General features: G+C 58.4%; 24 protein-coding genes. 10 read left to right on the top strand and 14 right to left on the bottom strand.

Going from position 1 to position 25,830, the window contains the following annotated elements; genetic code table 11:
- The 8 genes from ACOZ42_RS00415 to ACOZ42_RS00450 all read left to right on the top strand — a co-directional run bounded on the left by ACOZ42_RS00415 (position 1) and on the right by ACOZ42_RS00450 (position 9,032).
- Positions 1 to 1,206, top strand: a complete 1,206-nt coding sequence (locus ACOZ42_RS00415; protein WP_426345408.1) for a methionine ABC transporter ATP-binding protein — start codon at positions 1 to 3, stop codon at positions 1,204 to 1,206.
- On the top strand, positions 1,178 to 1,840 hold the full coding sequence (locus tag ACOZ42_RS00420; RefSeq protein WP_003800613.1) for a methionine ABC transporter permease: 663 nt from the start codon (positions 1,178 to 1,180) through the stop codon (positions 1,838 to 1,840). The genes ACOZ42_RS00415 and ACOZ42_RS00420 overlap by 29 nt, the downstream gene beginning before the upstream one ends.
- 155 nt (positions 1,841 to 1,995) lie before the next feature.
- A complete protein-coding gene (locus ACOZ42_RS00425; protein WP_426345409.1) occupies positions 1,996 to 3,261 on the top strand; it encodes an SfnB family sulfur acquisition oxidoreductase in 1,266 nt (421 codons plus the stop codon).
- Between the two features lie 4 nt (positions 3,262 to 3,265).
- Positions 3,266 to 4,465 carry an SfnB family sulfur acquisition oxidoreductase gene (locus ACOZ42_RS00430; RefSeq protein ID WP_426345410.1) on the top strand — a complete coding sequence of 400 codons (1,200 nt, stop codon included), beginning with the start codon at positions 3,266 to 3,268 and terminating at the stop codon, positions 4,463 to 4,465.
- A gap of 70 nt (positions 4,466 to 4,535) precedes the next feature.
- Positions 4,536 to 5,360 carry a MetQ/NlpA family ABC transporter substrate-binding protein gene (locus ACOZ42_RS00435; protein WP_426345411.1) on the top strand — a complete coding sequence of 275 codons (825 nt, stop codon included), beginning with the start codon at positions 4,536 to 4,538 and terminating at the stop codon, positions 5,358 to 5,360.
- A 16-nt stretch (positions 5,361 to 5,376) separates the two neighbouring features.
- Positions 5,377 to 6,804: an LLM class flavin-dependent oxidoreductase gene (locus ACOZ42_RS00440; RefSeq protein ID WP_426345412.1), complete on the top strand. Its 1,428-nt coding sequence runs from the start codon at positions 5,377 to 5,379 to the stop codon at positions 6,802 to 6,804.
- A 71-nt stretch (positions 6,805 to 6,875) separates the two neighbouring features.
- Positions 6,876 to 7,721: a MetQ/NlpA family ABC transporter substrate-binding protein gene (locus tag ACOZ42_RS00445; protein WP_336580038.1), complete on the top strand. Its 846-nt coding sequence runs from the start codon at positions 6,876 to 6,878 to the stop codon at positions 7,719 to 7,721.
- 12 nt (positions 7,722 to 7,733) lie between these two features.
- A complete protein-coding gene (locus ACOZ42_RS00450) occupies positions 7,734 to 9,032 on the top strand; it encodes an acyl-CoA dehydrogenase family protein (protein ID WP_426345413.1) in 1,299 nt (432 codons plus the stop codon).
- A 123-nt stretch (positions 9,033 to 9,155) separates the two neighbouring features.
- Here ACOZ42_RS00450 and ACOZ42_RS00455 read toward each other — a convergent pair whose 3' ends face one another.
- The 6 genes from ACOZ42_RS00455 to msuE all read right to left on the bottom strand — a co-directional run bounded on the left by ACOZ42_RS00455 (position 9,156) and on the right by msuE (position 13,042).
- A complete protein-coding gene (locus ACOZ42_RS00455; RefSeq protein ID WP_426345414.1) occupies positions 9,156 to 9,713 on the bottom strand; it encodes a recombinase family protein in 558 nt (185 codons plus the stop codon).
- Positions 9,707 to 10,075 carry a DUF86 domain-containing protein gene (locus ACOZ42_RS00460; RefSeq protein WP_426345415.1) on the bottom strand — a complete coding sequence of 123 codons (369 nt, stop codon included), beginning with the start codon at positions 10,073 to 10,075 and terminating at the stop codon, positions 9,707 to 9,709. The genes ACOZ42_RS00455 and ACOZ42_RS00460 overlap by 7 nt, the downstream gene beginning before the upstream one ends.
- Entirely contained in the window at positions 10,072 to 10,362 is a 291-nt protein-coding gene (locus ACOZ42_RS00465; RefSeq protein ID WP_042485281.1) for a nucleotidyltransferase family protein, read from the bottom strand. The genes ACOZ42_RS00460 and ACOZ42_RS00465 overlap by 4 nt, the downstream gene beginning before the upstream one ends.
- 84 nt (positions 10,363 to 10,446) lie before the next feature.
- Positions 10,447 to 11,301: an amidohydrolase family protein gene (locus ACOZ42_RS00470; protein WP_426345416.1), complete on the bottom strand. Its 855-nt coding sequence runs from the start codon at positions 11,299 to 11,301 to the stop codon at positions 10,447 to 10,449.
- Entirely contained in the window at positions 11,298 to 12,458 is a 1,161-nt protein-coding gene (gene ssuD / locus ACOZ42_RS00475; RefSeq protein ID WP_426345417.1) for an FMNH2-dependent alkanesulfonate monooxygenase, read from the bottom strand. The genes ACOZ42_RS00470 and ssuD overlap by 4 nt, the downstream gene beginning before the upstream one ends.
- Positions 12,455 to 13,042 carry an FMN reductase gene (gene msuE, locus ACOZ42_RS00480; protein WP_426345418.1) on the bottom strand — a complete coding sequence of 196 codons (588 nt, stop codon included), beginning with the start codon at positions 13,040 to 13,042 and terminating at the stop codon, positions 12,455 to 12,457. The genes ssuD and msuE overlap by 4 nt, the downstream gene beginning before the upstream one ends.
- Positions 13,043 to 13,510: 468 nt before the next feature.
- Here msuE and ACOZ42_RS00485 point away from each other — a divergent pair, with 468 nt between their 5' ends.
- Positions 13,511 to 14,023 carry a 2,4'-dihydroxyacetophenone dioxygenase family protein gene (locus tag ACOZ42_RS00485; RefSeq protein ID WP_003800590.1) on the top strand — a complete coding sequence of 171 codons (513 nt, stop codon included), beginning with the start codon at positions 13,511 to 13,513 and terminating at the stop codon, positions 14,021 to 14,023.
- Here ACOZ42_RS00485 and ACOZ42_RS00490 read toward each other — a convergent pair.
- From ACOZ42_RS00490 to ACOZ42_RS00510, 5 genes are all read right to left on the bottom strand, one after another.
- The gene (locus tag ACOZ42_RS00490; RefSeq protein WP_003800588.1) at positions 14,020 to 15,027 is read right to left on the bottom strand and encodes an AraC family transcriptional regulator; all 1,008 of its coding nucleotides are present in this window, start codon (positions 15,025 to 15,027) and stop codon (positions 14,020 to 14,022) included. The genes ACOZ42_RS00485 and ACOZ42_RS00490 overlap by 4 nt on opposite strands.
- Before the next feature lie 344 nt (positions 15,028 to 15,371).
- On the bottom strand, positions 15,372 to 16,274 hold the full coding sequence (modD, locus tag ACOZ42_RS00495) for a ModD protein (RefSeq protein ID WP_426345419.1): 903 nt from the start codon (positions 16,272 to 16,274) through the stop codon (positions 15,372 to 15,374).
- Complete coding sequence (gene modB / locus ACOZ42_RS00500; RefSeq protein ID WP_426345420.1) at positions 16,271 to 16,936, bottom strand: molybdate ABC transporter permease subunit; 666 nt, start codon at positions 16,934 to 16,936, stop codon at positions 16,271 to 16,273. The genes modD and modB overlap by 4 nt, the downstream gene beginning before the upstream one ends.
- Positions 16,936 to 17,646, bottom strand: coding sequence for a molybdate ABC transporter substrate-binding protein (gene modA, locus ACOZ42_RS00505; RefSeq protein ID WP_426345421.1), 711 nt, complete (start codon positions 17,644 to 17,646; stop codon positions 16,936 to 16,938). The genes modB and modA overlap by 1 nt, the downstream gene beginning before the upstream one ends.
- 271 nt (positions 17,647 to 17,917) lie before the next feature.
- Complete coding sequence (locus tag ACOZ42_RS00510; RefSeq protein ID WP_003800583.1) at positions 17,918 to 20,083, bottom strand: malate synthase G; 2,166 nt, start codon at positions 20,081 to 20,083, stop codon at positions 17,918 to 17,920.
- Between the two features lie 1,014 nt (positions 20,084 to 21,097).
- Here ACOZ42_RS00510 and ACOZ42_RS00515 point away from each other — a divergent pair.
- On the top strand, positions 21,098 to 22,600 hold the full coding sequence (locus tag ACOZ42_RS00515; RefSeq protein ID WP_003800581.1) for an AMP nucleosidase: 1,503 nt from the start codon (positions 21,098 to 21,100) through the stop codon (positions 22,598 to 22,600).
- Between the two features lie 222 nt (positions 22,601 to 22,822).
- Here the strand turns inward: ACOZ42_RS00515 and ACOZ42_RS00520 are convergent, their stop codons facing one another.
- The 3 genes from ACOZ42_RS00520 to ACOZ42_RS00530 are packed head-to-tail and all read right to left on the bottom strand — an operon-like array spanning position 22,823 to position 25,713.
- A complete protein-coding gene (locus ACOZ42_RS00520) occupies positions 22,823 to 23,848 on the bottom strand; it encodes a DctP family TRAP transporter solute-binding subunit (protein WP_003800580.1) in 1,026 nt (341 codons plus the stop codon).
- Positions 23,849 to 23,893: 45 nt separating this feature from the next.
- Positions 23,894 to 25,195, bottom strand: coding sequence for a TRAP transporter large permease (locus ACOZ42_RS00525; protein ID WP_415302034.1), 1,302 nt, complete (start codon positions 25,193 to 25,195; stop codon positions 23,894 to 23,896).
- Entirely contained in the window at positions 25,192 to 25,713 is a 522-nt protein-coding gene (locus tag ACOZ42_RS00530; RefSeq protein ID WP_131071141.1) for a TRAP transporter small permease, read from the bottom strand. The genes ACOZ42_RS00525 and ACOZ42_RS00530 overlap by 4 nt, the downstream gene beginning before the upstream one ends.
- Positions 25,714 to 25,830: the final 117 nt, after the last annotated feature.

Genomic DNA, 25,830 nt, shown 5'->3' on the forward strand with positions numbered 1-25,830 from the left:
ATGGCCTACACATCCGTATTACGGCGTCATGCCGATCTAGTGCGCGACACCGCCGAACAGGCCGCCGGCCAGCGTGAGCTTCACAAGGCCAGTGCGTCTGTCAAAGTGGAACGGGAACCGCGGTCCAGTGCCGTGAAGGCAGGCAGCGTGGCCTTTCGTAATCTGTCCAAAATCTATCAGTCCTCGGCAGGCGCTGTGCCTGCTTTGCAGGACATTGATCTGGACATCGAGCCGGGCAGCATTTTCGGCATTATTGGCCGCAGTGGTGCGGGTAAATCCAGCTTGCTGCGGACCATTAATCGGCTGGAGCGCCCAAGCAGCGGCCAGGTGTTGGTCGATGGCGTGGACATTGCCCGTCTGAATGAATCGGAGCTGGTGCAGCTGCGTCGCCGCATCGGCATGATTTTTCAGCATTTCAATTTGCTGTCAGCCAAGACGGTGTTCGAGAACGTGGCCCTGCCCTTGAAGGTGGCGGGTGTGTCCGCGCAGCACATCGCCCAGCGCGTTCAGGAACTGCTGCAACTGGTCGGCTTGCAAGACAAGGCCGATACCTATCCCAGTCGTTTGTCGGGTGGGCAAAAGCAGCGTGTGGGCATTGCTCGCGCCTTGGCCACCGGCCCGGAGATTTTGCTGTGCGATGAAGCGACTTCGGCTCTGGACCCGGAAACCACACAGTCCATCCTGAGCCTGCTCAAGGACATTAACCGCCGTCTGGGCATCACCGTCGTGCTGATTACGCACGAGATGAGCGTGATCCGTGAAATCGCCGACCGCGTGCTGGTGCTGGAAAAAGGCCGCATTGCCGAGCTGGGCGAGGTCTGGCGTGTATTTGGCAAACCGCAGCATGACGCCACCAAGGCGCTGTTGGCACCTTTGCAACATAGCTTGCCGGAGGATTTGCAGGCACGACTGGTGCAAGAGCCGCCTAAAACCGGAACATACAGCCGCATTTTGCAACTGAGCTACAGCGGCGAAGGCGGCTGGGAGCCCGACTTGTTGCACATTGCCCGCAGCCTGCCCGGCCAGCCCCAACTGGTTCATGGCGGCGTGGACCGTATTCAAGGCCATGCACACGGACGTTTGCTGGTCGCCATTGAAGGGCATGTAAGCCTGCCCGATTTGACATCCCTGACGCAAGGCCCGGCGGCCATCGCGCATCACATTGAGGACATTGGATATGTTGTGGAATCTGAGTATCCCCGTTGAGCGATACGGGCAGGCTTTTCTGGACACACTGATGATGGTGGGCGTGTCGGGGGCGATCGCCTTTCTGGCCGGCATTCCGCTGGCGGTGCTTTTGATCGTGACGGCTCCTCATGGCTTTTGGGAGTCGCCCAAGATCAACCGGGCGGTGGGTAGCGTAGTGAATGGTTTTCGGGCCACGCCCTTTATTGTTTTGCTGGTCGCCTTGATCCCCTTCACGCGTTTGCTGGCCGGCACCACGATTGGCGTGTGGGCGGCCATTGTGCCCCTGGCAATCAGCGCGACTCCTTTTTTCGCCCGTATTGCGGAAGTCAGTCTGCGTGAGGTGGACTCGGGCCTGATTGAAGCGGCTCAAGCCATGGGCTGCAAGAAGTGGGACATCGTGCGCCATGTCTATTTGCCCGAGGCGCTGCCCGGCATTGTGGGTGGCTTCACCATCACCATCGTGGCCTTGATCAGTTCCTCGGCCATGGCCGGTGCGGTCGGTGCCGGTGGCCTGGGGGACTTGGCGATCCGCTATGGCTATCAGCGCTTTGACACGCAGGTGATGCTGATTGTCATTGCGGTGCTGATTGCCCTGGTCACAGCGGTGCAGTTTGCGGGAGACCGTTACGTGCAAAGGCTGCGTGCCCGTTGATCCGAGTTCAGCCAAGGGCTGGCGCACGTAGTGGCGTCGCCTTGGTAATGAATGTGATGTTCTTTGTTTGCTCGGACGCTCTGTCTTGAGCTGGGACGCAGGTGCTGGCAGCTGCGTCTATCCCTACCGTTTTTAGTCATTGAAAAGAGTGCCGTATGAATGATCGGATTACTCAGGGCGGAGCTTTGCCCGAAGCATCTGCAAAGCCGCGTCTGCCCTTGCCCCCCCAACAGCCTCATGTGATTGGCAGTGAAGCCGAAGCCCTCGCCATTGCTCGGCAATTGGCCACTGAATTTGCGCAAACTGCTGCCGAGCGCGACCGCCTGCGCCAGCTTCCCTGGGACGAGATAGAGCGCTATACCGCCCGTGGCCTGGGTGCCATCACTATCCCCAAAGCCTATGGCGGTCTGGAAGCTTCCAACGAAACGCTGGTGCAGGTGTTTGCCATCATCAGCGCGGCTGATCCTTCCCTGGGTCAGATTCCGCAAAACCATTTCGCGCTGATCCAGAACCTGAAAGATACCGGCACCGAATCTCAAAAGCAGCGTTGGTTCAAGGCGGTGCTGCAAGGCGCACGTTTAGGCAATGGCGGGCCGGAGAAAAAGGGCAAGGCAGCGGTGATTACCGACATCACTGCCCATCTTGCGCGGGCAGCGGATGGCAGCTTGCGTGTCAGCGGTACACGCTTTTATTCAACCGGCGCCTTGTTCGCGCATTGGATTCCTTTCCGGGCTGCGGATGAGCAAGGCCGTGGCGTGCAAGTCTGGGTACGCCGCGATGCGCCTGGTGTGCAGGTGATTGATGACTGGAATGCCTTTGGGCAACGCACCACCGCCAGTGGCAGCGTGGTGTTCGATCAGGTTTTGGTCGAGGAAGACCATGTGCTGGAAAGCTGGCGTTTTGCGGACAAGCCTTCCCTGTCAGGCCCGATTTCTCAACTGATTCAAGCCAGTATTGATGCCGGTATCGCCCAGGGTGCCTTGCAGGATGCGCTGGAATTTGTCCGCAATCGTGCGCGCCCCTGGACCGATTCGGGTGTGGCCAGTGCCACGCAGGACCCTCACATCATTCAGGAAGTGGGTGCCTTGCAGATTGAGGTGGATGCCGCTCAGGAAGTTTTGCTGGAGGCAGCGCGTTTGCTGGATGAGTTGGCCGCCAAGCCCGTGGATGCAGACAGCAGCGCCCGTGCGTCGGTGGCTGTTGCCGAGGCCAAAATCCTGACGACGGAAGCGGCCTTGAATGCCAGCGAACAGCTCTTTGCCTTGGCTGGCTCGTCGTCCACCCGTGCGGCTCATAACCTGGATCGCCACTGGCGCAACGCCCGCGTGCACACCTTGCATGACCCGGTGCGCTGGAAATATCACTTGCTGGGCAATTACCTGTTCAATGGCGCCTCGCCGTCTTATCACCAATGGAATTGAGGCCATGACTACACAGCTTTCTACATCCGTACACATCATCCAGTCCGAGGCCGAAGCGCTGCAAGCCGCCGAGCAGTTTGCACAATTCATTGCCCAGGATGCGCTGGAACGTGACCGCGACCGTATCTTGCCGCATCGAGAGGTGGAGCAATTCAGTCAAAGTGGCTTATGGGGCATTACGGTCCCCAAAGAATACGGCGGCGCGGGCGTTTCCGCCGATGTGCTCACCCGTGTCGTGCAGCGCATTGCCAAGGCCGATGGCAACTTTGGCCATATCCCGCAAAACCACTACTACGCCTTGGAAGTGTTGCGCGTGGGGGCGACGCACGAGCAAAAGGCCTTTTTCTACGATCAGGTGCTGCAAGGCAAACGCTTTGGCAATGCATTGGCAGAGATCGGCAAGAAGGACTTTGTCCGTCGCACGCAATTGCTGAAAGAACCCGATGGCTGGTTTGTGGATGGCCGCAAATTCTATTGCACGGGTTCGCTGTTTGCACACTGGATTCCCACGCTGACGACCTCGCCTGATGATGGCCGCCTGTATCTGGTTTTTGTACCGCGTGGGGCTGCAGGCGTCACGCTGACAGACGATTGGGACGGCTTTGGCCAACGAGTGACAGGCAGCGGCTCGGTGGAGTTCACACGTGTTCCTGTGCAGCCACAATGGGTCGTGCCGTTCACGGACTCCTTCGAGCGTCCGACCACTATTGGTCCCTATGCCCAGATCATCCATGCAGCACTGGATTTGGGCATAGGCCAAGGGGCTTTCGAGGCCACCTTGCCCTTTATCCGCGAGCACAGCCGCCCCTGGATTACCGCTGGCGTGGATACCGCCGCACAGGACCCCTTGCTGCTGCAGGAGGTGGGCAATGTGCATGTGCGTTTGCGTGCCGCGCAAGCGCTGCTGGCCCGCGCCGCCCGCTATGTGGATGCCGCCCAGCACGCCCCGGATGAGGACAGCGTGGCCCAGGCTTCCATTGCCGTGGCGCAGGCCAAAGCCTTGTCCACCAGCGCCAGCCTGCTGGCAGGCAGCAAGCTGTTTGAACTGGGGGGCACCAGCGCTACGCAAGCCCAGCATGGCCTCGATCGCTACTGGCGCAATGCACGCGTCCATACCCTGCATGACCCGGTGCGCTGGAAGTACCACGCCATTGGCAACTATGCCCTGAATGGCGTGCGTCCGCCGCGTCATGGGGCCTTGTGATGCCATTTTGCTTCGATATGGCCTGTTTTTTTAGGCCACGAGCCTTTCTCTTTTATCTGGATTTTGATTGATGACTATCTCGCGATTTCTTAAAAAACTGACGGCATTCAGCCTTGTCTCGACCGCCGTCTTGTTGAGTAGCACAGCGACCGCAGCTCCTTTGAAAATCGGTGTTGTGCCCGGCATTTTTGCGGACTCGGTGGTCGTTGCCGCTCAGGAGGCCAAGCAGCAGGGTGTGGATGTGCAGGTGATCGAATTTACCGATTGGGCTACACCGAATGTGGCGCTGGACGCGGGCGATATTGATCTGAACTACTACCAGAACAGCAACTACCTGGCCAATGCGGTGCGCGACAAGGGCTTCAAGCTGGTCAGCGTGCAGCCGGGCATTTTGTCTTACCTGGGTCTGTATTCCCTCAAGCACGCCACCCTGGCCGACTTGCCCGATGGCGCAAAAGTGGCGATTGCCAGTGACGCCGTCAACGTAGGCCGTGGGTTGCGTCTGTTACAGCATGCAGGTTTGATCACGCTGCGCCCCGAGACCGGCTTGCTGGGCACGCCCGATGACATTGTTTCCAACCCCAAGAACCTGAAGTTTGTGGAAGTGGAAGGCCCGCAATTGGCACGTGCCACGCAGGACGTGGATCTGGCTCAAGGCTTTCCGTATTTCATCCTGGCCTCCAAAGCCTTTGATGCTACGAAAGCCTTGTCCTTGACCAGTTACGAGGACGACTCCTGGGCGATTCAGTTTGTGGCCCGTAGCGACAAGACGAAAGACCCGCGCATTGCCCAGTTCCTGGAGGTCTACAAAACATCGCCTGCGGTGCGCGAGGCAATCGATCAGTTCTACCAGGGCGAGAAAAAGCTGTATCGCCTGACCTGGTTGCCGCATTAAGCAAGGAGAATGCCCCATGACGCAGCCCAAGAAACACATCCATATCAACGCTTTCAACATGAATTGCGTGGGCCATATTCATCATGGTTTGTGGACGCATCCGCGTGATCAATCCACGCAGTATCACACTCTGAAGTACTGGACTGATCTGGCCAAAACGCTGGAAAAAGGCTTGTTCGACGGCATCTTTCTGGCGGATGTGGTCGGCTATTACGACGTTTACCAGCAAGGTGTGGACTTGACGCTGCGCGAGGGTATTCAACTACCGGTGAACAACCCCTGGCTGCTGGTCTCGGCCATGGCAGCCGTCACGCAACATATTGGCTTTGGTCTGACAGCGTCAGTGGCGGCTCATCACCCCTACACCTTCGCACGCGATGTCAGCACGCTGGATCAGCTAAGCAATGGCCGCATAGGCTGGAACATCGTGACGGGTTATGTGGATAGCGGGGCGCGGGGTTTGGGGCAGGATGGTCTGGATGCACACGACAGCCGTTACGACCGGGCCGAGGACTTTCTGCAATTGGCTTACAAGCTGTGGGAAGGCAGCTGGGAAGATGGCGCGCTGATTGCCGACAAGCAGCGTCGTATCCATGCCCTACCCGAGAAAGTGCATACCGTGCATCACGAAGGGCCGTTTTATCGCAGCAATGCAATTCATATGAGCGCGCCTTCTCCCCAGCGCACCCCCTTGTTGTTCCAGGCGGGAACCTCGGCGCGGGGGCTGCAGTTTGCCGGACAACATGCCGAAGGCGTATTCATCGGTGCGCGGGACCCGGAAGCGGCCAGGGACTCGTCCCGCAAGCTGCGTCAGGCAGCGGTCAATGCGGGACGGCAAGCGCAGGACCTGAAGATTTATGCGGGTGTAGCGGTCGTCACGGGTGCCACGGAAGCCGAGGCTAAAGAAAAATACGCCGACTATCTGGCCCATGCCAGCTCCGAAGGCGGCCTGGCGCACTTTGCGGCCAGTACGGGTGTGGATTTTGCCCAGTATGACCTGGACGAACCCATCCACTTTGGCTCCAGCAACGCGATTCAGTCCGCAGCGGCAGCGGCCCAGAAACAAGGCTGGACGACACGCCGTAAGCTGCTGGAGCAATTCACGCTGGGCAGCCGCTACAAAACCATTGTGGGCGACCCGCAGCAAGTGGCGGATGCGCTCAGCACCTGGATCGATGAGGGCGAGATCGATGGCTTCAACCTGACCCGCATCGTCGTGCCTGAAACCTGGGAGGACTTTGCTCACTACATCGTGCCCGAGCTGCAAAACCGGGGCCGCTATCGCACGGCGTATGAAGGTGGAACCCTGCGCCAGCAATTGTTTGGACAAGGAGATCGGGTATCTGCCACGCACCCTGCCGCGCAGTGGCGGCATTTGGTGCCCGGTTCGACCCCGGAGGCGGGATCGGATGAGGCGGCTACCTCTGCCTTGCAGGCAAGCTGATTAGGGCGAGAAAGAGCCAGTATCTGCTGCGTTGAATCATTTTTTACGACCCCTTTTATAAGGTCAGGACCATGTTGTTTGCCCGTTTTTCTATTCGTGCCGTGTTTGCCTTGGCAGCTTTGAGCCTAGCGGGCCATGTGTCTGCTGCTGCATTGAAAATCGGCGTCACGCCCGGCTCTTTGGCCGATTCTGTTGCCGTGGCAGCCAAGGAGGCCAAGAAACAGGGCCTGGAGGTCGAGGTGATTGAGTTCACCGACTGGACCACGCCCAATACGGCCTTGGCCTCCGGGGATCTGGATTTGAATTACTTCCAGCATCAGGCTTTCCTGGACAATGCCGTCAAGGAAGGCGGCTATGCCATTGAAAGTGTGGCTTATGGTTTATTGCCCAATATTGGCTTGTATTCCAAGCAGTATTCGTCCTTGGATGCGCTGCCCGAAGGCGCTTCTGTTGGGGTGGCGAGTGATCCGGTGAATCAGGCGCGCGGCCTGCTGCTTTTGCAGACGGCTGGCCTGATTCAGCTGAAAGAGGGGGCAGCTGCGCGTGCCTCGATTCATGATGTGACGGCCAACCCCAGAAAGCTGCGCATTGTGGAAGTCGAAGGGCCGCAATTGGTGCGCGCAGCCGATGACCTGCCCTTGGTCCAAGGCTATCCAGCCCATTTTGTGAACGCCGGGCAGGCCGAGCTAGCCAGCAAGGCCTTGCAGTATTCCACGGTAGATGACCTGTACTACGCCATCCGCTTTGTCGCGCGGAGCGGCCATAGAGATGATCCGCGCATACGCCAGTTTGTGGATCTTTATCAAAACTCCCCTGCCGTGGCCGCGCAGATCGACACGTCTTTTGCGGGGGACAAAAAGCTGTATGCCTTGCCGTGGAAGACGACCGGTCATGCCTCCATTACGCAGGTTCCTTGAGGGCTGCACATCATGATGACTGACACTGTCGTTTTTACCTCTGATGTTGCGCCACGCCGGACTGTGCCAGAAAGGGCAGCGCCAGCAAGTGCACGAGCTTCCGATCTGGGCGCCTTGCGTGCCCGTTTCAGCGCCCTCTTTCAGCGCATTGCCGATACTGCGGCGGAGCGCGAGCATACCCGTACCTTGGCCTATGCGCCCATTCTGTGGCTGAAAGACAGCGGTTTCACGGCTCTGCGTGTACCGCCCCAATGGGGTGGCAGTGGGGTTTCCATCCCGGTGTTCTTTGAGCTGTTTCAGGAACTGGCCGCGGCGGATTCAAACGTCGCTCAAATTCTGCGGCCTCATTTTGGCTTCATCGATCGACTGTTGATTGATCGGGATGAGACTACGCAAGCGCAATGGCTGCCGCTGGCAGGCCAAGGAGCGATTTTTGGCAATGCCACCACCGAGACTGGCCTGGGTGCTGTCGGGCAACTGCACACCACGCTGGAACCTGATCCTGAGCAGGCCGGACAGTGGCGTTTGAATGGCCGCAAGTTCTATAGCACAGGCACCTTGTACGCAGATTGGGTCACGGTGGTGGCCCGCAGTACCGGGACGGAGCAGGAGGATGAAACGGTACATGCCGTGGTGGCCACCAATCAGGAAGGGGTGGAGCGTCTGGATGACTGGCATGGTTTTGGGCAAAGGCTGACGGGGTCCGGTACAACGGTACTGACCGATGTGCTCGTGCCCGAGAGCGCCATCATCCGTTTCCCGCATCAGGAACCTACCCCCTTGGTGGCCTATTTTCAGCTGGTGCATTTGGCGACCTTGGCGGGTATTGCCCAAGCCTTGCAGCGGGATGCGGTGGCTTATGTACAGGCGCGCAAACGTGTCTTTAGCCACGGCAGTGCGGCGTTGCCCAAGGATGATCCTTTGGTGCAGCATATCGTGGGCGAGCTGGCCAGCACGGCTTATATTGCCCAGCTGGCGGTGCGTGATGTGGCGGCTCATTTGCAGAATATTGCGGATCAGCGGCGGGCGGATGTGGCGGTTCCCCGCGAGACTTTGGATGCCCTGGAACTGCGAACGGCACAGGCGCAAGTGGCGGTGGTGGAGCCGGTTTTGCGGGCGGCCACGCGTCTATTCGACGTGGGTGGTTCCACGGCCCTGGAGGAATCCCGTCGTCTGGATAGACACTGGCGTAATGCGCGGGCTCTGGCCTCGCACAATCCGGTGATCTACAAGGCCCGTTCGGTGGGGGATATTTTGTTGAACGAGGCCGAGCCAGTGTATTACTGGCATGTGGGGACGAAGGAGAGTTGAGCCGATGCGGCCAGAGGCGGGGCCGCCTCTTGGAAACATAAAGGGCACGAATTAATCGTGCCCTTTATGTTGTCAGCTGTGAGCGCGCAGCCTCTCAGGGTAAATCAACGACAAAATAGTACGCTAAGCGCGTGATGAGGCTGGCACCCAGCGATAAAGCGTAGGAACGGATACGTCCAGGTTCTTGGCCACGTCCTTGAGTGGTACACCGCTGGCCAGCAGCTTCTTGGCTGACTTGATTTTGTTGTCGTTCATCTTGGGTTTGCGACCACCCTTGCGGCCAAGCTGCTTGGCGACTTCCAGCCCGGTACGGGTACGTTCGATTGTCAGTTCGCGCTCCATCTCGGCCAGGCTGGCCATGACGTGGAAGAAGGACCGACCAGACGGCGTGCTGGTGTCGATGGAGTCGGTGAGGCTTCTGAACTGGATACCTTGTGTGCGCAGTTTGTTGACCAGATCGACCAGTTGCTTGACTGAGTGGCCCAAGCGGTCCAGCTTCCAGACCACCAATGTGTCGCCCTCGCGCAGCATTTCGAGCGCTTTGACCAAGTCTGGACTATTTGCTCGTGTGCCACTTACCTTGTCTTCAAAGACCTTCTGGCACCCGGCCTGAATCAAAGCTTTGCATTGCAATTCAAGGTTCTGATCTTGCGTCGAGACGCGCGCATAGCCGATCAGCATGGCGTGTCGCCGTCTGCATCCTGACGAACGGCAAGTAACTGTTGAAGCAATTCCGGTAGTGCTGTCTGCACGGTGTCCCACACCACCTCGAGGTTGACGTCGAAGTAGCCGTGGGCGATGCGGTTGCGCATACCGCGCATATTACGCCACGGTACTTGTTCGTGTGTCTGAGCGAATTCGATATAGCCATCGATTACCTTCGTAGCAGCCTCGCCAATAATGATAAGGCTCATGATGACAGCTTGCTGGGTTCGTTTGTCCTCAAGAAAATCTTCTCTGGTCAGGCCCTCTATGAAACCGCATGCATCGGCTGCAGCTTGCTGCATGTGGTCAAGGTAATCCGGAAGACGGTACTTGCTCATACCGGTTGCGCCTCTGCAAGCACTTTGGCCCGGAATTTAGGCGGCAGGTCGCCGGGCGTCAGCAAATCGACGTGAATACCAAGCAGCGATTCTAGCTCGTCTTGCAGGCCTCCCAGGTCGAACAGCGTCGCACCAGGCAGTGCGTCAACCAGCAAATCAATGTCGCTGCCATCCTGGTCGGTGCCATGTAGGATTGAGCCGAAGACGCGTGGATTCGCCGTGCGAAAGCGGCTTACGGCTTCACGCACTGCATCTCGGTTCATGTCGAGCACAACAGATGGTCGCATGGTCATCCCTTGTTATCAAAACTCATCAAAATGGTAAGTTATTGAGAATGGGATTTCAAGACCTGGTTTCTCAGATCGAAATTATTACGAGAGTTGAAACAACCTGGCCGCATTGCCATAAAACAGCTTGTCCAGAATCGCATCCTTGAAACCCAGCTGCTGGAAGTCTTCAATACTCTGGCGAATCGGGCGGAAGGTATAGGACGAACCAAACAGCAATTGCTCGGACAAGAAGCTATTGGCTGCCTGCACATAGCCCTCATTGCCTGGCTGGAAAATGTACATATCCGGCACCAGATGCACGTTCTCGTGCAGAAAGGCCAGGCCTATGGCCTGTTGCACATTGGGCCAATAGCCGTGATAGACCACCAAAGGCAGGTCCGGGAAGGCTTTGGCCACTTTGGCCAGACCAGCCGGGTCGTTATAGCGTGGGTCTGGCGTGGTAGGGCCACTCATCAAAAAGACGGGCACGTTCAGGTGACGGGCCAACTCGTAAACCGGCCAGTAAATGGGATCATCAGGATGACGTGCCGGCACACCAAAACCCGGCTCGATATCAATGCCGGACAAGCCCAGCTCCTTGATGGCGCGTTCCGCCTCGGCCAGGGCCTCCTGCTCGCCTTGCAGAGCCGGGTCTATACCGGCAATGCCCAGCAATGCTTCGTGCCCATGCACGATCTGGTGAATGGTGTCGTTGGGCAAATGTTGTGATGGCGTGTGGCGGCCGACGACGACCGCTTTGCTCAGCCCGGCCTGGCGTACTTCTTCCAGAAAGCCTTCCTGACTCAGCGATCTTTCAAAGTGGGTATCGCTGCCACGAGTGCCGACACGGCGATTCAGCCAACGCGCAGTGGCATGTTCCGGTGAGCCGGGTTCGGCTCCGAAAAACTTGTGCAGAAAGGCAGGTCGGCAGCGTAGATCGATTATTTTTTGGCTCATGATGCAGAAGAAAGTTGCTGGTTTTGAACGCCGCGCGCGTCAAAGGCGCCACCGGTCTGGGCACGATCACGGACGGTGACGGCCCGTTTGCCCAGAAGTGGAAACACCAGCTCGGCAAAGCGTATGGATTCTTCCAGATGGGGGTAGCCCGAGAGCACAAAGGAGTCCGCACCCAGGTCTATGTATTCCTGCAAGCGCTGGGCCACGGTTTGGGCATCGCCCACCAGTGCGGTGCCTGCTCCGCCCCGTACCAGCCCCACCCCTGCCCACAGATTGGGCGAGACTTCCAGCTGATCGCGACGGCCACCATGCAAGGCGGCCATGCGCTTCTGGCCTACCGAGTCCATGCTGGCGTAGTTGGCCTGTGCCTTGGCAATGTCCTCGTCCGTTAATTTGCTGATCAGACGATCCGCCTCGGCCCAGGCTTCTTCATTGGTTTCACGTACGATCACGTGCAAGCGCACCCCCAGCCTCAATTTGCGGCCACGGGCGGCGGCACGGCGGCGGATGTCCTCAAATTTCTTGCCCACCGCAGCCGGTGGTTCGCCCCAGGTGAGGTAAGCATCGACATGCTCGGCAGCCAGTTCATGGGCGGCGTCTGAGGAGCCGCCAAAGTACAAGGGCGGATAGGGTTTTTGCACAGGCGGGAAGAAGTTGCGGCCATTCTCCACCTTGAAGTGCTTACCCTGAAAATTTACGGTGTCGCCAGAGAGCAATTGACGCCAGATCGTCAGGTATTCATGGGCGTATTCATAACGGGCATCGTGGTCCAGAAACACGCCTTCGGCGGCCAGTTCGGTGGCATCGCCGCCGGGCACCACATTCAGCAGCAAACGGCCATGCAGGGCCTGGTCCAGGGACGCTGCCTGACGTGCGCTGGAAACGGGTGCGCCCAAAGAGGTACGCAGTGCCACCAGCAGCTTGATGCGCTGGGTAACAGGAACCAGGCTGGCCGCCACCACCCAGGGGTCCAGGCAAGAGGCGCCGGTAGGAATCAGCAAGCCGTCGTAGCCCAGGTTCTCGCTGGTAACGGCAATGCTGCGCAGATACTCGTTAGTGGGTGCCCGGCCAAAGTCGGATTTGCCCAGGTAACGGGTGTCGCCCGAAGTGGGCAGGAACCAGAAAATATCGGGTGTGGTGGAGGTGATTTGGCTCATGCTGCCTGCGCCTCCAGAACAGAGTTTCGCAGCGGCAAACGCGTTTGAATACTGTGCAGTACCGGCACGGCCAGATCAACGGTGCGCTGGATGTGCTGTTGCAGGGCGGCGCTGGTGACTTCGCCGTCCTGAATCTCCTCGGGCGTGGCATAGACCCCGATGGGCAGGGTCAGCGCCTGGAAGAAGCTGAACAGGGGACGCAGCTGATGTTCGATGACCAGGGCATGGCGTTGGCTGCCGCCAGTGGCGGCCAGCAGTACAGGCGTGCCGTTCAGGGCATTCATGTCGACCAGATCGAACAGGTGCTTGAGCAGGCCCGGAATGCCTGCGCGAAAGATGGGCGAACCCACGATCAGAAAGTCGGCCTGTTCAATGGCCTGGATGGCCTGATGCGCATGGGTGGGCAAGGCGTCGGTGGACAGGGCTGCGCCCAGTTCGGGCAGCAGACTGAGCAGCTCGATGTGTTGCACGTCCAGTGCCAGTTGATCGTTCAGTGTGTCACGCAGCGCATCCAGCAGCACTTGGGTGCGGGAGGGACGATGCAGGCTTCCATTCACAATAACGGTTTTCAGAGGGCGGCTCATGGCAATTCCTTGCAGTGAAATCAGGACAAGGTGCCACCAGAAAACGGGGGCACCTGTGCGAGTCAATGTCTGGTATTACATGCCTGATCGTTGCTGCCACGAAAGACAATTCGCTCATGTGTTTATGGCTGACCTGCGCCCTTAGTCTTTTGATTTGCTTATGAAAATCAGTAGGCTTGAATGTGAAAAAATGTGCTGCCAAGTGGCATGCCCTTGAACCGCGATGCAAACCTTATGAGGTATCAGGCAAAAGACGGGAGCACAGATTTTGAGCGGTGCGTTTGGGGTGCGGACAGACAGGTCTGATGCAGGAGTGCCAGAATTGGATAGTGGGCCATCTGCTTGTGCCAGAGTTGGATAGTTTGGCGGCAAATGAATTTTTAGAATAAAAACAGGCCAATCAGGAGGGATTGGCCCCCGACTGTGTGGCAAACACAGCGGTTTTTATTTCCAAGAGAGAGACAAACCATGACTCAACACAGCCCCCCGCCCTATATCGAAATCGAAAAGCGTATCGACAAGGTACGCGACGAATACGCTCTGGTTGAAGGCCACTTCGATACGTCTGAAGAAACCTCCCCCTGGATTCCTTTCGGCCCCAATATCTGGTTGCGTCATCTGAGCTTTGATATTCGCAACAACACCTCGGTGCACATTATGCGTGCCGACAAGGGTGGCTCCCTGGGTCGTCACCGTCACCGCGCCGTGGTGACCGGCTACATCCTGTCCGGCAGCCTGCGTTACGAGGAATACGATTGGGTGGCCCGTGCCGGTCATTACATCCACGAAAGCCCCGGTCGCACTCACACCCTGGTGTCGGACGAAGGCATGGAAACCCTATTTCACCTGGGCACGCCCATCGAGTTCCTGGACGAGAACGACAACATTCTGGAAATTATTGACGTGTTCTGGATGATCGATCACTACACCAGCTACTGTAAGAAGCACAATCTGCCCATCAACCAGTCCATGTTCATCTAAGACGGTTTGAGGCTTGTGTGCCGGGTCTGCCCCGTTTGATGGGGCAGTTCCTTGAAGCGCTGTTGATAGTAGGCAGAAAAGCGGCCCAGATGCCCAAAACCATGCGCCAGTGCGACATCGGTGACGTTGGGGCGGGGACGGGTTTTCAGAACCTGATGAGCGGCATCCAGTCGCACATTACGCACCCAGTTCATGGGAGATAGCTGATAGTGGCGACGGCACAGCAGATGCAGGAAGCGGGGACTCACACCTGCTGCCTGAGCCAGATCATCCAGTGAGATGTTGCTGTGCAAATGCGCCAGCACATAGTTCCTGGCCTGGAGTAGACGCATTTTCCCTGCCCGGGCTGCGGCTCCCATGGACTCATCCACCAGAACCTGGGCAGCCTGTTCATCGGCGGGATGACACAGCAGGAATAAGGCCAGGCTGCTTTCAATATGCTGCGTCCAGCTGGCTGAGCGGTCGCCGTTCTGCGCCGGGAGCAGAAGCAGGTGCTGGATGAGGTTGGCCCATTGCGGGCCCCTACAGGGGTCCAGCTTGTAGACACAGCCTCGGGTCATGCCCTCTTGTGCCAGAGTCTGATGCCCCACACCATCAAACAGGCTGTAGGGGATTTTCACGATCAACTGTTCGCAACCGGCTTGCCACAAGGTGCGCACATGATGGCGGGGGGAAACTACCGCAATATCACCCGGATAGGCAGTCAGCTTGTGATGCCCGTCGCTGATAAATTCGGCCGTGCCCTGCAATGCCATCTGCACCAGGCAGAAATCTCCAAAGGCGTCGGCCTGGATTTCCACTTCGGCGCCATAGCCCAGTTTCATTACGCTGATCTGATCAATATCACGCCGATACAGACGGGTGTTGATGCGCCCTCGGCCCCAGTTCAGGGCATGCCTGGAAATGGCTCGACTCAACGGTTGATGGGACAGCTCGGCGCTGTGTGAATGAAAGACTGGATGACGGTACAACACCGACAGATCCAGGCCATTTTCTGCCGGCATGGGGAACCCCTGTTCCAGAACGTAATAAGGCGCGTGAACAGTGCCTAGTGTAGAAGTTGCCCAATTTGGCGGGCATGGGGGCTATCCCTTATCAGGGCAGATGGGTTTGGAAATATCCTTTATTTACAAAAGACTAACCTTTTTGGCTATTTTGTTTAAGTTTAAATAAAACTACTGGTTTCTCCATGAAGTTATCCAGGCTTGTAGGAGTCAGAGGAGGCTGCGCTTTGACCACTGCTCTTTCTGGCTCATGAAGGTGCTTTTAGCATTGTCATGGTGTGGGCATTCTCGTGCCGGCCTTTTTTTGCGACCCTGGCTGACACAGCGTGATCTGGGGTGTTGTGTCATGCCATCCCTTCCATTTTGCTCATGACAAGCGGCTCTTGCGATTGTGCTGGCTCTGTCAGGCTGACTTGCACACCAATGTCTGCTGGTTTGGCGTAGTGCAGACTGCTGGTTACCAGAGCGTTCACGCCCGTTGCGGCATAGGCGGCGGCATTACCGGCATGAATCCCGCCCGCAGCCAGAATGGTGAGCGTAGGATGGGCCTTGCGCAATGCAGGTACGATTTGCATCAGGGTTTCGGGCGGTATCTTGTCGAACTGCACCACGTCCGCGCCCGCCTGGGCGGCGCTATAGGCTTCGCGCAGATCCGCCGCTTCGATCACGATTTTCTTCTCGCACAAGGCATATTTGTGGTGGGCAATCGCACGGCCGACTTCTTCCCAGCCGCCCATCAGTGCTCGATGCTGCGGGAAGATCAAAATGGTTTCCCCCAGGCCCAGACGATGCGGCATGGCCCCGCCCGACAGGGTGGCTTTCAAGGCCAGCTTGCGTACGCCGGGGGCATGTTTGCGGGTGGTCAGCACGGCTACCGAGGCATTGACTGTTTGCACGGCCTGCACGACTTGCTGGGTCAGGGTAGCGATGCCACAGGCAAACTCCAGCAGGTTCTGGCCGACTTTCCAGGCACGCAGCAGGGACTGAGCCGAGCCTTGGGCCAGCAGGACCGTCTGACCGGGCAAGGCTGCCACGCCGCTGGGGGTGTAGTGCTGGGTCTGCCCGCCGCAAGAGCGCACAATCTCGGCTACCTCCTCTGTGCCCGCCACGCGAATGTGCTTACGGACTACGTAACGCAGTGTGGTGTTCTGCTTGTGCAGGCCCAGCATATGGCTGGTCAGATCCAGGTAGGACGCATCCTCGCCAATCCATTGGTCGATTTGGCTTTGTTCAAAAAAAACCGTCATTGTTGATTCCCGTAGCGCCGCAGCGCCCAAAAGCAGGCTAATGCCGTCAGACCCAGTAAGCAGGACAGCGCATTGGCACAATCTGTGTTGCCATCCAGGACGGCGTTATAAATGGATAAAGACAGGGTTTCGGTCCGGCCTGCGATATTGCCCCCCACCATCAGCGATATCCCGACTTCGCCTAGCGCCCTGCCACCGGACAGGATCAGGCCCGTGGCCAGGGCGGGTCGCAGCAAGGGCAGCTCCACCCGGAAGAAGTAGGACCAAGTGCCGTGGCCCAGTGTGGCCGCGGCTTCGCGTAGCCGTGGCGACAGGCTGTTCATGCTGTTTTGCACAGGTTTGACCATTAAAGGCAGCCCGGCGATAAATGCGGCAATCAACAAGGCCGCCGGCTGAAAAACAATATTGGGCGACCAGCCGGCGGCACTGGCCAGCCAGCCTTGCCTGCCCAAGGCAAGCAGCAACAAATAGCCGATGACAATCGGCGGAAAAACCAGCGGCAGACTCACCAGCGAATCCAGTAATCCGTGGCCCGGGAAGCGTTTTCTGGCCAGAACCCAGGCCAGTGCCAGCCCTAGCACCAGCTGTGCCGCCAGGGTGGCGGCCAGCACAGACACACTCAGGCCCAGTGAGCTGCTGGAGCAGCTCATCCAGGCAGACATTACAGACCGTGACGCTCAAGAATGGATTTGGCCGTGCCCGAGCCCAGGAACTGGGTCCAGGATTGCAGCGCGGGGTTTGCAGGACGGTTCTTGAGTATGGCCAGGCTCAGATCGATCGGGTCGTGGCAGGAGGCTGGCAGGGGCAGGATGGTGCCCAGCTTGTCCTTGTGGGCCAGCGCCTCGCTGCGGTTGATGAAACCGGCATCCACTTCGCCGTTCAGCAAATAAGCCGACACTTGCGGCAGCATGGCGACTTCAAGGGTGCGTCCATCGGCCTGGACTTTTTCACGTTCCATGCAGGTGGTGGCGGCGCGGCCATAAACCGTTTTCTTGGCATCGCCAATCGCGATGCGTGCGTAGCTGGGCTGCTGTAAATCCTGGATGGAATCAATGGTCTTGCCCTTGGGCACGGCCAGCATCAGGGCGCCCTGGCTGATGTTCACGAACTGCTGGGCAATGCCCATGGGTTCCAGAAAAAAGCGGTCGCCAATGATGGCGGCAATGTCTGGATTTTGCTCGCTCTGGGCGCGAACCTGTTGCATATTGCCAAAGCTGCTCTCTACCGTCAGGCCGGTTTCTTTATGGAAGGCTTGAATCAGTTCGGTGACGGGTTTGCGATAGCCTGCGCCGGTGGCAATCAGCAGGTCGGAAGCGTGGGCCGTGGTGGTGATCGCCAGCAGACAAGCGGCGGAAAACAGCAAAGATTTCATCGGATATCCTGTCGCTAAATTTCGCTATGAGCTTTAGTTTATAGCGAGAGAGGGCTGACAGGGATGTTCGCCACGCGCCGGGGCCGGAGCCACCAGACTCAAACCTGCTTGAAAACTGGGAAAAGCGGCTTGTGCCCAGCGACGATGCACGTTTCTCGTTGCCGCAAAGCTGGAAACAGAAGGCGAAAAAAATCCCCATCCTGAACCAGTAAGATGGGGATTTTGGGGGGCACCCCCACCCGGAGTGACACTCCGGGTGACATGGTGTGCGTTAGGCTTGAGCGGCCTTGAATGCCAGACGCCATTGGTGCAGCAAAGGCTCGGTGTAGCCGTTAGGCTGTTCCAGACCTTTCAGAACCAGATCCTGAGCGGCGCGGAAGGCAAAGGAGCCTTCAAAGTTGCCGGCCATCTTCTGGTAGGCAGGGTCGCCCGCGTTTTGCTGGTCCACCACAGCGGCCATGCGCTGCAGGGTTTCAACCACTTGTTCGTGGGTAACGATGCCGTGCAGCAGCCAGTTGGCAATGTGCTGGCTGGAGATACGCAGGGTCGCGCGGTCTTCCATCAGACCGACGTCGTGGATGTCCGGTACTTTGGAGCAGCCCACGCCCTGGTCAATCCAGCGCACCACGTAACCCAGGATGCCCTGGGCGTTGTTGTCCAGCTCTTCCTGGATTTCCTTGGCGGACCAGTTGGTGTCCGTCGCTACGGGAATGGTCAGGATGCTGTCCAGGTAGTCGTTGGTGTCGCCTTCCAGACCCTTCTGGACGTCGACCACGTTGACTTGGTGGTAGTGCAAGGCGTGCAGCGTGGCAGCGGTAGGCGATGGTACCCAGGCGGTGTTGCCACCGGCCTTCACGTGACCAATCTTTTGCTCCAGCATTTCAGCCATCAGGTCGGGCATGGCCCACATGCCTTTACCGATCTGGGCACGGCCACGCAGACCGCATTGCAGACCGATCTGAACGTTATTGCGCTCGTAGGCAGGCTGCCACTCGGCCTGTTTCATGTCGGCCTTGCGCACGACGGCACCCGCTCGCATGCAGGTGTGGATTTCATCGCCGGTGCGGTCCAGGAAGCCGGTGTTGATGAACACAACACGTTCGGTGGCCTGAGCAATCGCTGCCTTCAAGTTCACGCTGGTGCGGCGCTCTTCGTCCATGATGCCCAGCTTGACGGTGTTGGGAGCCAGGCCCAGCAGGCTTTCCACACGATCAAAAATTTCGCTGGCAAACGCCACTTCGTCAGGACCGTGCATTTTGGGCTTGACGATGTACAGCGAGCCGCTGCGCGAGTTCTTCTTCAGCTGCAGATCACGCATGCCGATCAGGGTGGTGACCACCGCATCCAGAATGCCTTCTGGGATTTCACGGCCTTCGCCATCCAGAATGGCAGGGTTGCTCATCAGGTGACCGACGTTACGCACGAACATCAGCGAGCGGCCAGCCAGCGTTTGGGTGGTGCCCGTCAGATCGGTGTACTGGCGATCGTCGGCCAGACGACGGGTAAAGACCTTGCCGTCTTTCTTGATTTCTTCAGTCAGCGAACCGGTAACCAGACCCAGCCAGTTGCGGTAGGCCAGGACCTTGTCGTCAGCGTCCACGGCAGCCACGGAATCTTCGCAGTCCATGATGGTGGTCAGCGCGGCTTCCAGAACAATGTCTTTCACACCAGCCGGATCGGTCTTGCCAATCGGGCTGTTGGGGTCGATCTGCAATTCAAAGTGCAGGCCGTTGTGCAGGAATACGATGGCTTCAGGCGCATCAGGCTGACCACGGTAACCCAGCAGGGTCGAGGTGTCTTTCAGGCCGGTGGTGCCGCCATTTTCCAGGGTGACGCGCAGGGCGCCATCAGCGATGGTGTAGGAGGTCGCCTGGTCATGGCTGCCCTGGGCCAGAGGAATGGTGTCGTTCAGGAACTGGCGGCCAAAGGCGATGACCTTGGCGCCACGCACCGCATTGTAGCCACCGCCGCGCTGGGCACCGTCGGTGTCGGGAATGGCGTTGGTGCCATACAGCGCGTCGTACAGGCTGCCCCAACGTGCGTTCACAGCGTTCAGCGCGTAACGGGCGTTCATGATAGGTACGACCAGCTGGGGGCCGCCCTGCTCGGTGATTTCGGTGTCGACGTTGGCGGTGTTGACCTTGACGTTGGCAGGCGCGTCTTTCAGATAGCCGATGGAGCTCAGAAAGCGCTTGTAGGCCGGCATGTCGGTGATGGGGCCCGGGTTGGCCGTGTGCCACTTGTCCAGTTCGACTTGCAAGCGGTCGCGTTCGGCCAGCAAGGCGCGGTTTTTAGGTGCCAGATCATGGACCAGCTTGTCGAAACCAGCCCAGAAGGCTTCGGAGGAGATACCTGTGCCGGGCAGGGCTTCTTGTTCGATGAACTGATGAAGCACCTCGGCGACTTGCAATCGCTGGCAGGAGATTCGAGTGGTCATGTGTACCCTTGCTGATAGTTAAAAGTGATTCGGTACAGCGGCAGGCCGCAAGGGCTCGTTCGCTGCGATTACCTGGTCAAGCGCGCTTCAGAACAGGCTGACATCGCGGGTAGATTGACCCGCGCGGCACCGGGAGACAAAGGACATCAGAGGGCGAGCAGATTGCACAAGGCAAAAACCACTAAAAAACGCTAACCCATAGTAAATCAGCCTAAATGCAAGCCAATTTGCGCGATGTCGAACTATGTCTCACACGCATGCCAAACACACTGCCAGGTTGAATAACGTAAATTATGAAGGACTGATGCAAGCTGGATTTAATACTCAAAGTATTAAGACTACATACTTAATGTATTTACTGGTTTTGGGCAAGTCTTATATATGAGGTAGAAGACAGTGCCTGCCCTTGCACCGGGTGATTAGCGGCCATATCCGACAAGGCATGTAAGCCACGCTCAGTTCGCCAAGCCGCTGATTTAGCGCCATTCGCACCCAATGCGGGCGTGAGGGGCAGCGATCTTGGTGGGATTTGTCACTGCCTTGGGTAAAACCTGAAATCCGCCCGAAAGCGGGATAAAGGGCCAGATTTCAAGCAGATTGATGAGTCAATTTCGCGTCAAAATCACAAATAGCTGTGTCCATCAGGCGGACAGTGGGGCTTGTGGTTCAGGCAAAAACCAGTCAGTACATTTGGGGTAGCCGCCAGGCCCCTCTTCCTTGCTCCATCCCTTGTGCTCTGGTCTGAAACCAGTCCTGGACTGTCGCTATGGCAGGAGCGGTGACTTCGGTTTATCAGCAGCCCCACGGTCAGGCTCAGACGGTGGCGGGCGGGAATCGGGTTGAATAAGCGCGACAGCACGGCGCCCCCGAAGGGAGAGAGGCGATCGGGCAAGCAAGAAGAAGGCCGGCCGGAGATGGCTGAATTTGTCATGGAGCCGTGTAGGAGGCGACACGATAAACAGCTTATGATGCTTGCAGATCTGCTTGTCTGTGTTTTCCCTTGGAATACTTGTTATGTCTGATCCCAGCGGTTTTTCCCGTATTACGTCCACGCCTGAACTGATTCCATTCACGGGTTATCTGGACGCCGGCCAGGCTTTGGAACAGTTGCGTCATATTTACGATCGCAACACCGCTTTCTTGCGTGATTCTTTTGCCCAGTGCCTGGAGACCGGTTTTCCACGCGGGCAGCGTTTTAGGGCCTGCTACCCTGCTGTACGTTTGCGAGTCGAGACCTATCAGGAAGTGGACAGCCGTCTGTCGTATGGGCATGTGGTCGAGCCTGGTGTGTACATGACCACCATTACCGCTCCCGGCCTGTATCACGATTACTTGCTGGAGCAGCTGGAGCTGCTGCTACGCAATCACGGCGTGCAGGTGGAAGTGGGCGAGTCCTCCGTGCCCATCCCGCTGCATTTCGCGCTGAACAATGGCGTGCAGTCTACCGTGACGAGTGTGCCCGAATCGCCAGGGGATACCTTGCGCGATCACTTCGATGTGCCCGATCTGGCCTATATGGACGATGCCATTGTTAACGGCACCTGGGAGCGTGTCCACAACGAGCCCTTGCCGCTGGCTCCCTTTACCGCGCCACGCATTGACTACTCTTTGCACCGTCTGCAGCATTACAGTGCCACCCGGCCCGAGTATTTCCAGAACTTTGTCTTGTTCACCAATTACCAGTTCTATGTGGACGAATTTTGCCAGTGGGCGCGTGAAGTGCTGCAGGCTGATGAGCAAGGCTATATCGATCTGGTGGAGCCGGGCAATATCATCACCCCCGCAGGTGCGAATGCTTCAACAACAGGCTCGCCCCTGGCTCGGGCGCCGCAGATGCCCTCTTACCATTTGCGCCGTGCCGATCATTCTGGCATCACGCTGATCAATATCGGTGTGGGACCATCCAATGCCAAGACCATTACCGATCACGTGGCCGTCTTGCGACCTGCTGCCTGGCTGATGCTGGGCCACTGCGCCGGTTTGCGCACCACCCAGCGTTTGGGCGATTACGTGCTGGCCCATGGCTATGTACGTCAGGATCACGTGCTGGACGAGGATTTGCCCACCTGGGTACCCATTCCTCCCCTGGCCGAAATCCAGGTCGCGCTGGAGCAGGCAGTGGCTGAGGTCGCCGGCTTGTCAGGCTGGGAGCTCAAACGCATCATGCGCACGGGAACGGTGGCGTCCATTGATAACCGCAACTGGGAGCTGCGGGATCACCACGAGCCGGTACGACGCCTGTCGCAGTCGCGGGCGATTGCGCTGGATATGGAGTCGGCCACGATTGCCGCCAACGGTTTCCGCTTCCGTGTGCCGTATGGCACCTTGCTGTGTGTGTCGGACAAGCCTTTGCATGGCGAGTTGAAACTGCCGGGCATGGCCAGCGAGTTTTACGCGCGCCAGGTTGGCCAACATTTGCATATCGGTATCCGGGCACTGGAGCTGCTGCGTGACATGCCTAAAGAAAGACTGCATTCGCGCAAGCTGCGCAGCTTTCTGGAAACGGCATTTCAATAATAGTTTGCCGGGGCCGCCTCTGGCGGCCAGTCAGAGCGGGTAGAAACCCGGTTTTGTCGTCATGCCCAGTTTGGCGGCCCGGTATCAGGCCGTACTGTCCCCAAGGATCAGGTCTTTTCGGCTCTGCTCAAGGCATCCGGCAGCGGCGGGCAGGAGGTCGGTCAGGATCGCATCCCTTCTGACCTGTCGCTGCCCCTTTTTCAATCGGCCCAGACCAGCTGCTTAGCGGCTGGCGGCAATCGCGTCGCGTGCCTTCTGCACCAGATCCTCACCAATGGTCTTGGTCCATTTCTCAACGACGCCTTCTGTGGCTTTGGCAAAGGCTGCGTGTTGATCTGGCGTCAGGGTGGTGATCTTCACGCCGTGGCTCTCGATTTCTTTGAGCAAGGAAGGGTCCTGGGGCGTGATGCCTTTACGGGCGATTTCGATTTCGCGCTTGCCAGCCTCGATCGCGGCTTCGCGTACGATCTTCTGGTCTTCTTCGCTCCAGGATTTCCACACCTCGCGGTTGACCACAAACACCAGTGGGTCAGACACGTAGTTCCACAAGGTCAGGTATTGCTGCTGCACGTCGTACAGTTTGGCGCCGGCGTAAATGGACAAGGGGTTTTCCTGGCCGTCCACGGCCTTATTGGCCAGGGCGGGCTGCGCATCGGCCCAGCTCATTTGCGTGGGATTGGCACCCAGTGCGCTGAACGTGTCCATGTACAGGGGCGAGCCCACCACACGCAGTTTCAGGCCCTTCATGTCTTCGGGTTTGCTGACTTCGTGCTTGGAGTTGCTGAGCTGGCGAAAGCCGTTTTCCCCCCAGGCCAGCGGCACGACGCCCGCTTTCTCAATGTAGCCGAACAGGTCCTTGCCCACTTCGCCGTGGATCAGGGCGTCGGTGGCCTTGGAATCGGGCTGCAGGAAGGGCAAGGAAAACAGGTTCAGTTGCTTGATCTGCGGGGACCAGTTGATCGTGGAGCCCACCGCCATATCAATCATGCCCTGCCGAATGGCAGTGAACTCGCGCGTCTGGTCGCCTTGTACCAGCGAGGTGCCGGGGTAGATCTTGATGTTGATGCGCCCGTCGGTGCGCTCGCGCACCAGGTCGGACCAGATCACCGCCCCCTGGCCCCACGGGAAGGAAGTGCCCACCACAATGGATAGTTTGTACTCGGATTTGTAAGCGGCCTGGGCCGCTGGAACCACGGCCACAGTGGCAGCCGTACAGGCCAGAGCAGCCAGAATATGACGTATTTTCATGGATCAGGTCTCCCTTTCGATGAGTGGATGTGCAGTAATGCGGTTTTAGTTAAAGCCTAGGTAGCGGGGTAGCCACAAGGCGATGTCGGGCTCGATGATGACTAGCAGCATGGTGGTACCCATACCCAGCAGCAGCCAGCCGACCCAGCGCAAGGTGCTTTCCATTGGTACACCGGCAATCCGGCAGGCCACCATCAGGTTCACGGCGACCGGTGGCGTGAACTGGCCCAGGGCTACGTTCAGGGTCAGCAGCACGCCAAACCAGACGGGGTGCCAGCCAAAGTTGTAGGCGATCGGCATAAACAGCGGAACAAAAATCAGGAAGATTGAAATGCCGTCCAGGAACATGCCCAGCACAATCAGCATGACGATCATCAGGGCCAGAATGCCGTACTCACCCAGACCGGAGTGGATGATTGCATCTGTGACCGGGTCAATAATGCTCAGGGTGGACAGCGCCCAGGCAAAGATGCCGGCCAGTGCGACCACCATCATGATGACAGCCGATAATTCGGCCGCTTCGCGCAAGATCAAGAACAGGTCGCGAAATTGGATGGTGCGATGGATAACCATGCCTACGAACAGGCCGTAGAACACGGCCACCACAGCGGCTTCGGTGGGGGTGAACAGACCCAGGCGCATACCACCCAGAATGATGACCGGTGCGATCAGTCCCCAGGCGGCTTCGCGCAAGCTGCGCCAGAAGGGCGGCCGGGGCAGTTCGGCCTCGGCCAGGCCCAGTTTGTGGCGGCGCGAGAGCCAGATCGCCGGGATGATCAGGCCGATACCGGCCAGAATGCCCGGGAACATGCCTGCGGCAAACAGGGCGGGAACCGAGGCTTCAGGCACCAGCACCGAGTAAATGATAAAAGCGATGGAAGGCGGGATCAGGATGTCGGTGGCGGCACCGGCGCCCACAATACTGGCGGCAAAGGGGCCAGGGTAGCCGGCGCGCTTCATGGCGCCGATCATGACCGCACCCACCGCGGCGGCACAGGCCGGCCCGGAGCCGGAAATCCCCCCCAGGAACATGGCCACTCCAATCGCCACGACGGGTAACATGCCTGGGCCACGGCCGACCAGGGCAACCGCAAAGTTCACCAGGCGACTGGCCACCCCGGAGCGGTCAAAAATAGAGCCCACCAGAACGAACATGGGGATGGCCAGCAGGGGGTACTTGGCCAGGCCGGCATAAAAGCTTTGTGGTACGGCCATCAGGCCAAACCAGTGCGTATCCAGATTGGACATCAGGATGGCAAAAGCCCCGCCTATGCCCAGGGACACGCCCACGGGCACGCCTGCCAGCATCAGGCCGATGAAGATGACAAACAGCAAGGTAGCAATCATGACTTGGCCCGCCAGCGACGCATCCACATGCCCAGCAAGCGCAGGCTCAGGGTGGTGGACAAAATGGGCAGCCACATGCTGTACCACCAGGTCGGCACGCCAATCGAAGGAGAGGTATCGCCCCATTCGAATTCATCCAGTGCCATACGCCCGGACAGCACGGCCAGGCCAATGAAGAACAGCAGGCTCATGCCAATGCCGAACAAGGCCAGCCGGCGTTGACGGCGCTGAGTCCCCGCATCAGCAAAGACTTCGATACGGATATGGAGGTGTCGTACACAAGCGCTGGCCCCGGCATTCATGGTCAGGACCACCAGCAAGAAGATGGAGATTTCCTCGGTCCAGGCAAAAGAGCTATCGGTCAGATAGCGCACAAACACGTTGGCAAAGGTAATCAGCGCCAAGGTCGCCATGATCAGGACCGAAGCCCAGTCTTCCAGTTGCAAGGGAACGCGTGGACCTGGTTCGGTCGGCGCGCTGGCGGGATGGGTAGATATATCTGTAGAACTTGAATCCATGAGGTCTGTCAGATCGGGCAATAAAGCTACATGCTAGCGGTCAGGGACGGGGCTGGCAGTGAGTAATTTCCCCCGGTGCAAACGCAGCCGCGGGCCAGGATTGGCCGGGGACGAAAC

The sequence above is a fragment of the Alcaligenes sp. HNGD-HTN06 genome, from assembly GCF_049932565.1.
Taxonomy (GTDB): domain Bacteria; phylum Pseudomonadota; class Gammaproteobacteria; order Burkholderiales; family Burkholderiaceae_B; genus Alcaligenes; species Alcaligenes ammonioxydans.

Bases quoted from the DNA above. Each gene is read 5' to 3' on its own strand.
- ACOZ42_RS00485 (WP_003800590.1), top strand. From the start codon at position 13,511: ATGACTCAACACAGCCCCCCGCCCTATATCGAAATCGAAAAGCGTATC.
- modD (WP_426345419.1), bottom strand. From the start codon at position 16,274: ATGACGGTTTTTTTTGAACAAAGCCAAATCGACCAATGGATTGGCGAG.
- ACOZ42_RS00430 (WP_426345410.1), top strand. From the start codon at position 3,266: ATGACTACACAGCTTTCTACATCCGTACACATCATCCAGTCCGAGGCC.
- ACOZ42_RS00435 (WP_426345411.1), top strand. From the start codon at position 4,536: ATGACTATCTCGCGATTTCTTAAAAAACTGACGGCATTCAGCCTTGTC.
- ACOZ42_RS00520 (WP_003800580.1), bottom strand. From the start codon at position 23,848: ATGAAAATACGTCATATTCTGGCTGCTCTGGCCTGTACGGCTGCCACT.
- ACOZ42_RS00450 (WP_426345413.1), top strand. From the start codon at position 7,734: ATGATGACTGACACTGTCGTTTTTACCTCTGATGTTGCGCCACGCCGG.
- ACOZ42_RS00465 (WP_042485281.1), bottom strand. From the start codon at position 10,362: ATGCGACCATCTGTTGTGCTCGACATGAACCGAGATGCAGTGCGTGAA.
- modB (WP_426345420.1), bottom strand. From the start codon at position 16,936: ATGTCTGCCTGGATGAGCTGCTCCAGCAGCTCACTGGGCCTGAGTGTG.
- ACOZ42_RS00530 (WP_131071141.1), bottom strand. From the start codon at position 25,713: ATGGATTCAAGTTCTACAGATATATCTACCCATCCCGCCAGCGCGCCG.
- ACOZ42_RS00455 (WP_426345414.1), bottom strand. From the start codon at position 9,713: ATGCTGATCGGCTATGCGCGCGTCTCGACGCAAGATCAGAACCTTGAA.
- ACOZ42_RS00445 (WP_336580038.1), top strand. From the start codon at position 6,876: ATGTTGTTTGCCCGTTTTTCTATTCGTGCCGTGTTTGCCTTGGCAGCT.
- ssuD (WP_426345417.1), bottom strand. From the start codon at position 12,458: ATGAGCCAAATCACCTCCACCACACCCGATATTTTCTGGTTCCTGCCC.
- ACOZ42_RS00515 (WP_003800581.1), top strand. From the start codon at position 21,098: ATGTCTGATCCCAGCGGTTTTTCCCGTATTACGTCCACGCCTGAACTG.
- ACOZ42_RS00425 (WP_426345409.1), top strand. From the start codon at position 1,996: ATGAATGATCGGATTACTCAGGGCGGAGCTTTGCCCGAAGCATCTGCA.
- ACOZ42_RS00510 (WP_003800583.1), bottom strand. From the start codon at position 20,083: ATGACCACTCGAATCTCCTGCCAGCGATTGCAAGTCGCCGAGGTGCTT.
- ACOZ42_RS00420 (WP_003800613.1), top strand. From the start codon at position 1,178: ATGTTGTGGAATCTGAGTATCCCCGTTGAGCGATACGGGCAGGCTTTT.
- msuE (WP_426345418.1), bottom strand. From the start codon at position 13,042: ATGAGCCGCCCTCTGAAAACCGTTATTGTGAATGGAAGCCTGCATCGT.
- ACOZ42_RS00470 (WP_426345416.1), bottom strand. From the start codon at position 11,301: ATGAGCCAAAAAATAATCGATCTACGCTGCCGACCTGCCTTTCTGCAC.
- ACOZ42_RS00415 (WP_426345408.1), top strand. From the start codon at position 1: ATGGCCTACACATCCGTATTACGGCGTCATGCCGATCTAGTGCGCGAC.
- ACOZ42_RS00440 (WP_426345412.1), top strand. From the start codon at position 5,377: ATGACGCAGCCCAAGAAACACATCCATATCAACGCTTTCAACATGAAT.
- ACOZ42_RS00525 (WP_415302034.1), bottom strand. From the start codon at position 25,195: ATGATTGCTACCTTGCTGTTTGTCATCTTCATCGGCCTGATGCTGGCA.
- ACOZ42_RS00490 (WP_003800588.1), bottom strand. From the start codon at position 15,027: ATGCCGGCAGAAAATGGCCTGGATCTGTCGGTGTTGTACCGTCATCCA.
- ACOZ42_RS00460 (WP_426345415.1), bottom strand. From the start codon at position 10,075: ATGAGCAAGTACCGTCTTCCGGATTACCTTGACCACATGCAGCAAGCT.
- modA (WP_426345421.1), bottom strand. From the start codon at position 17,646: ATGAAATCTTTGCTGTTTTCCGCCGCTTGTCTGCTGGCGATCACCACC.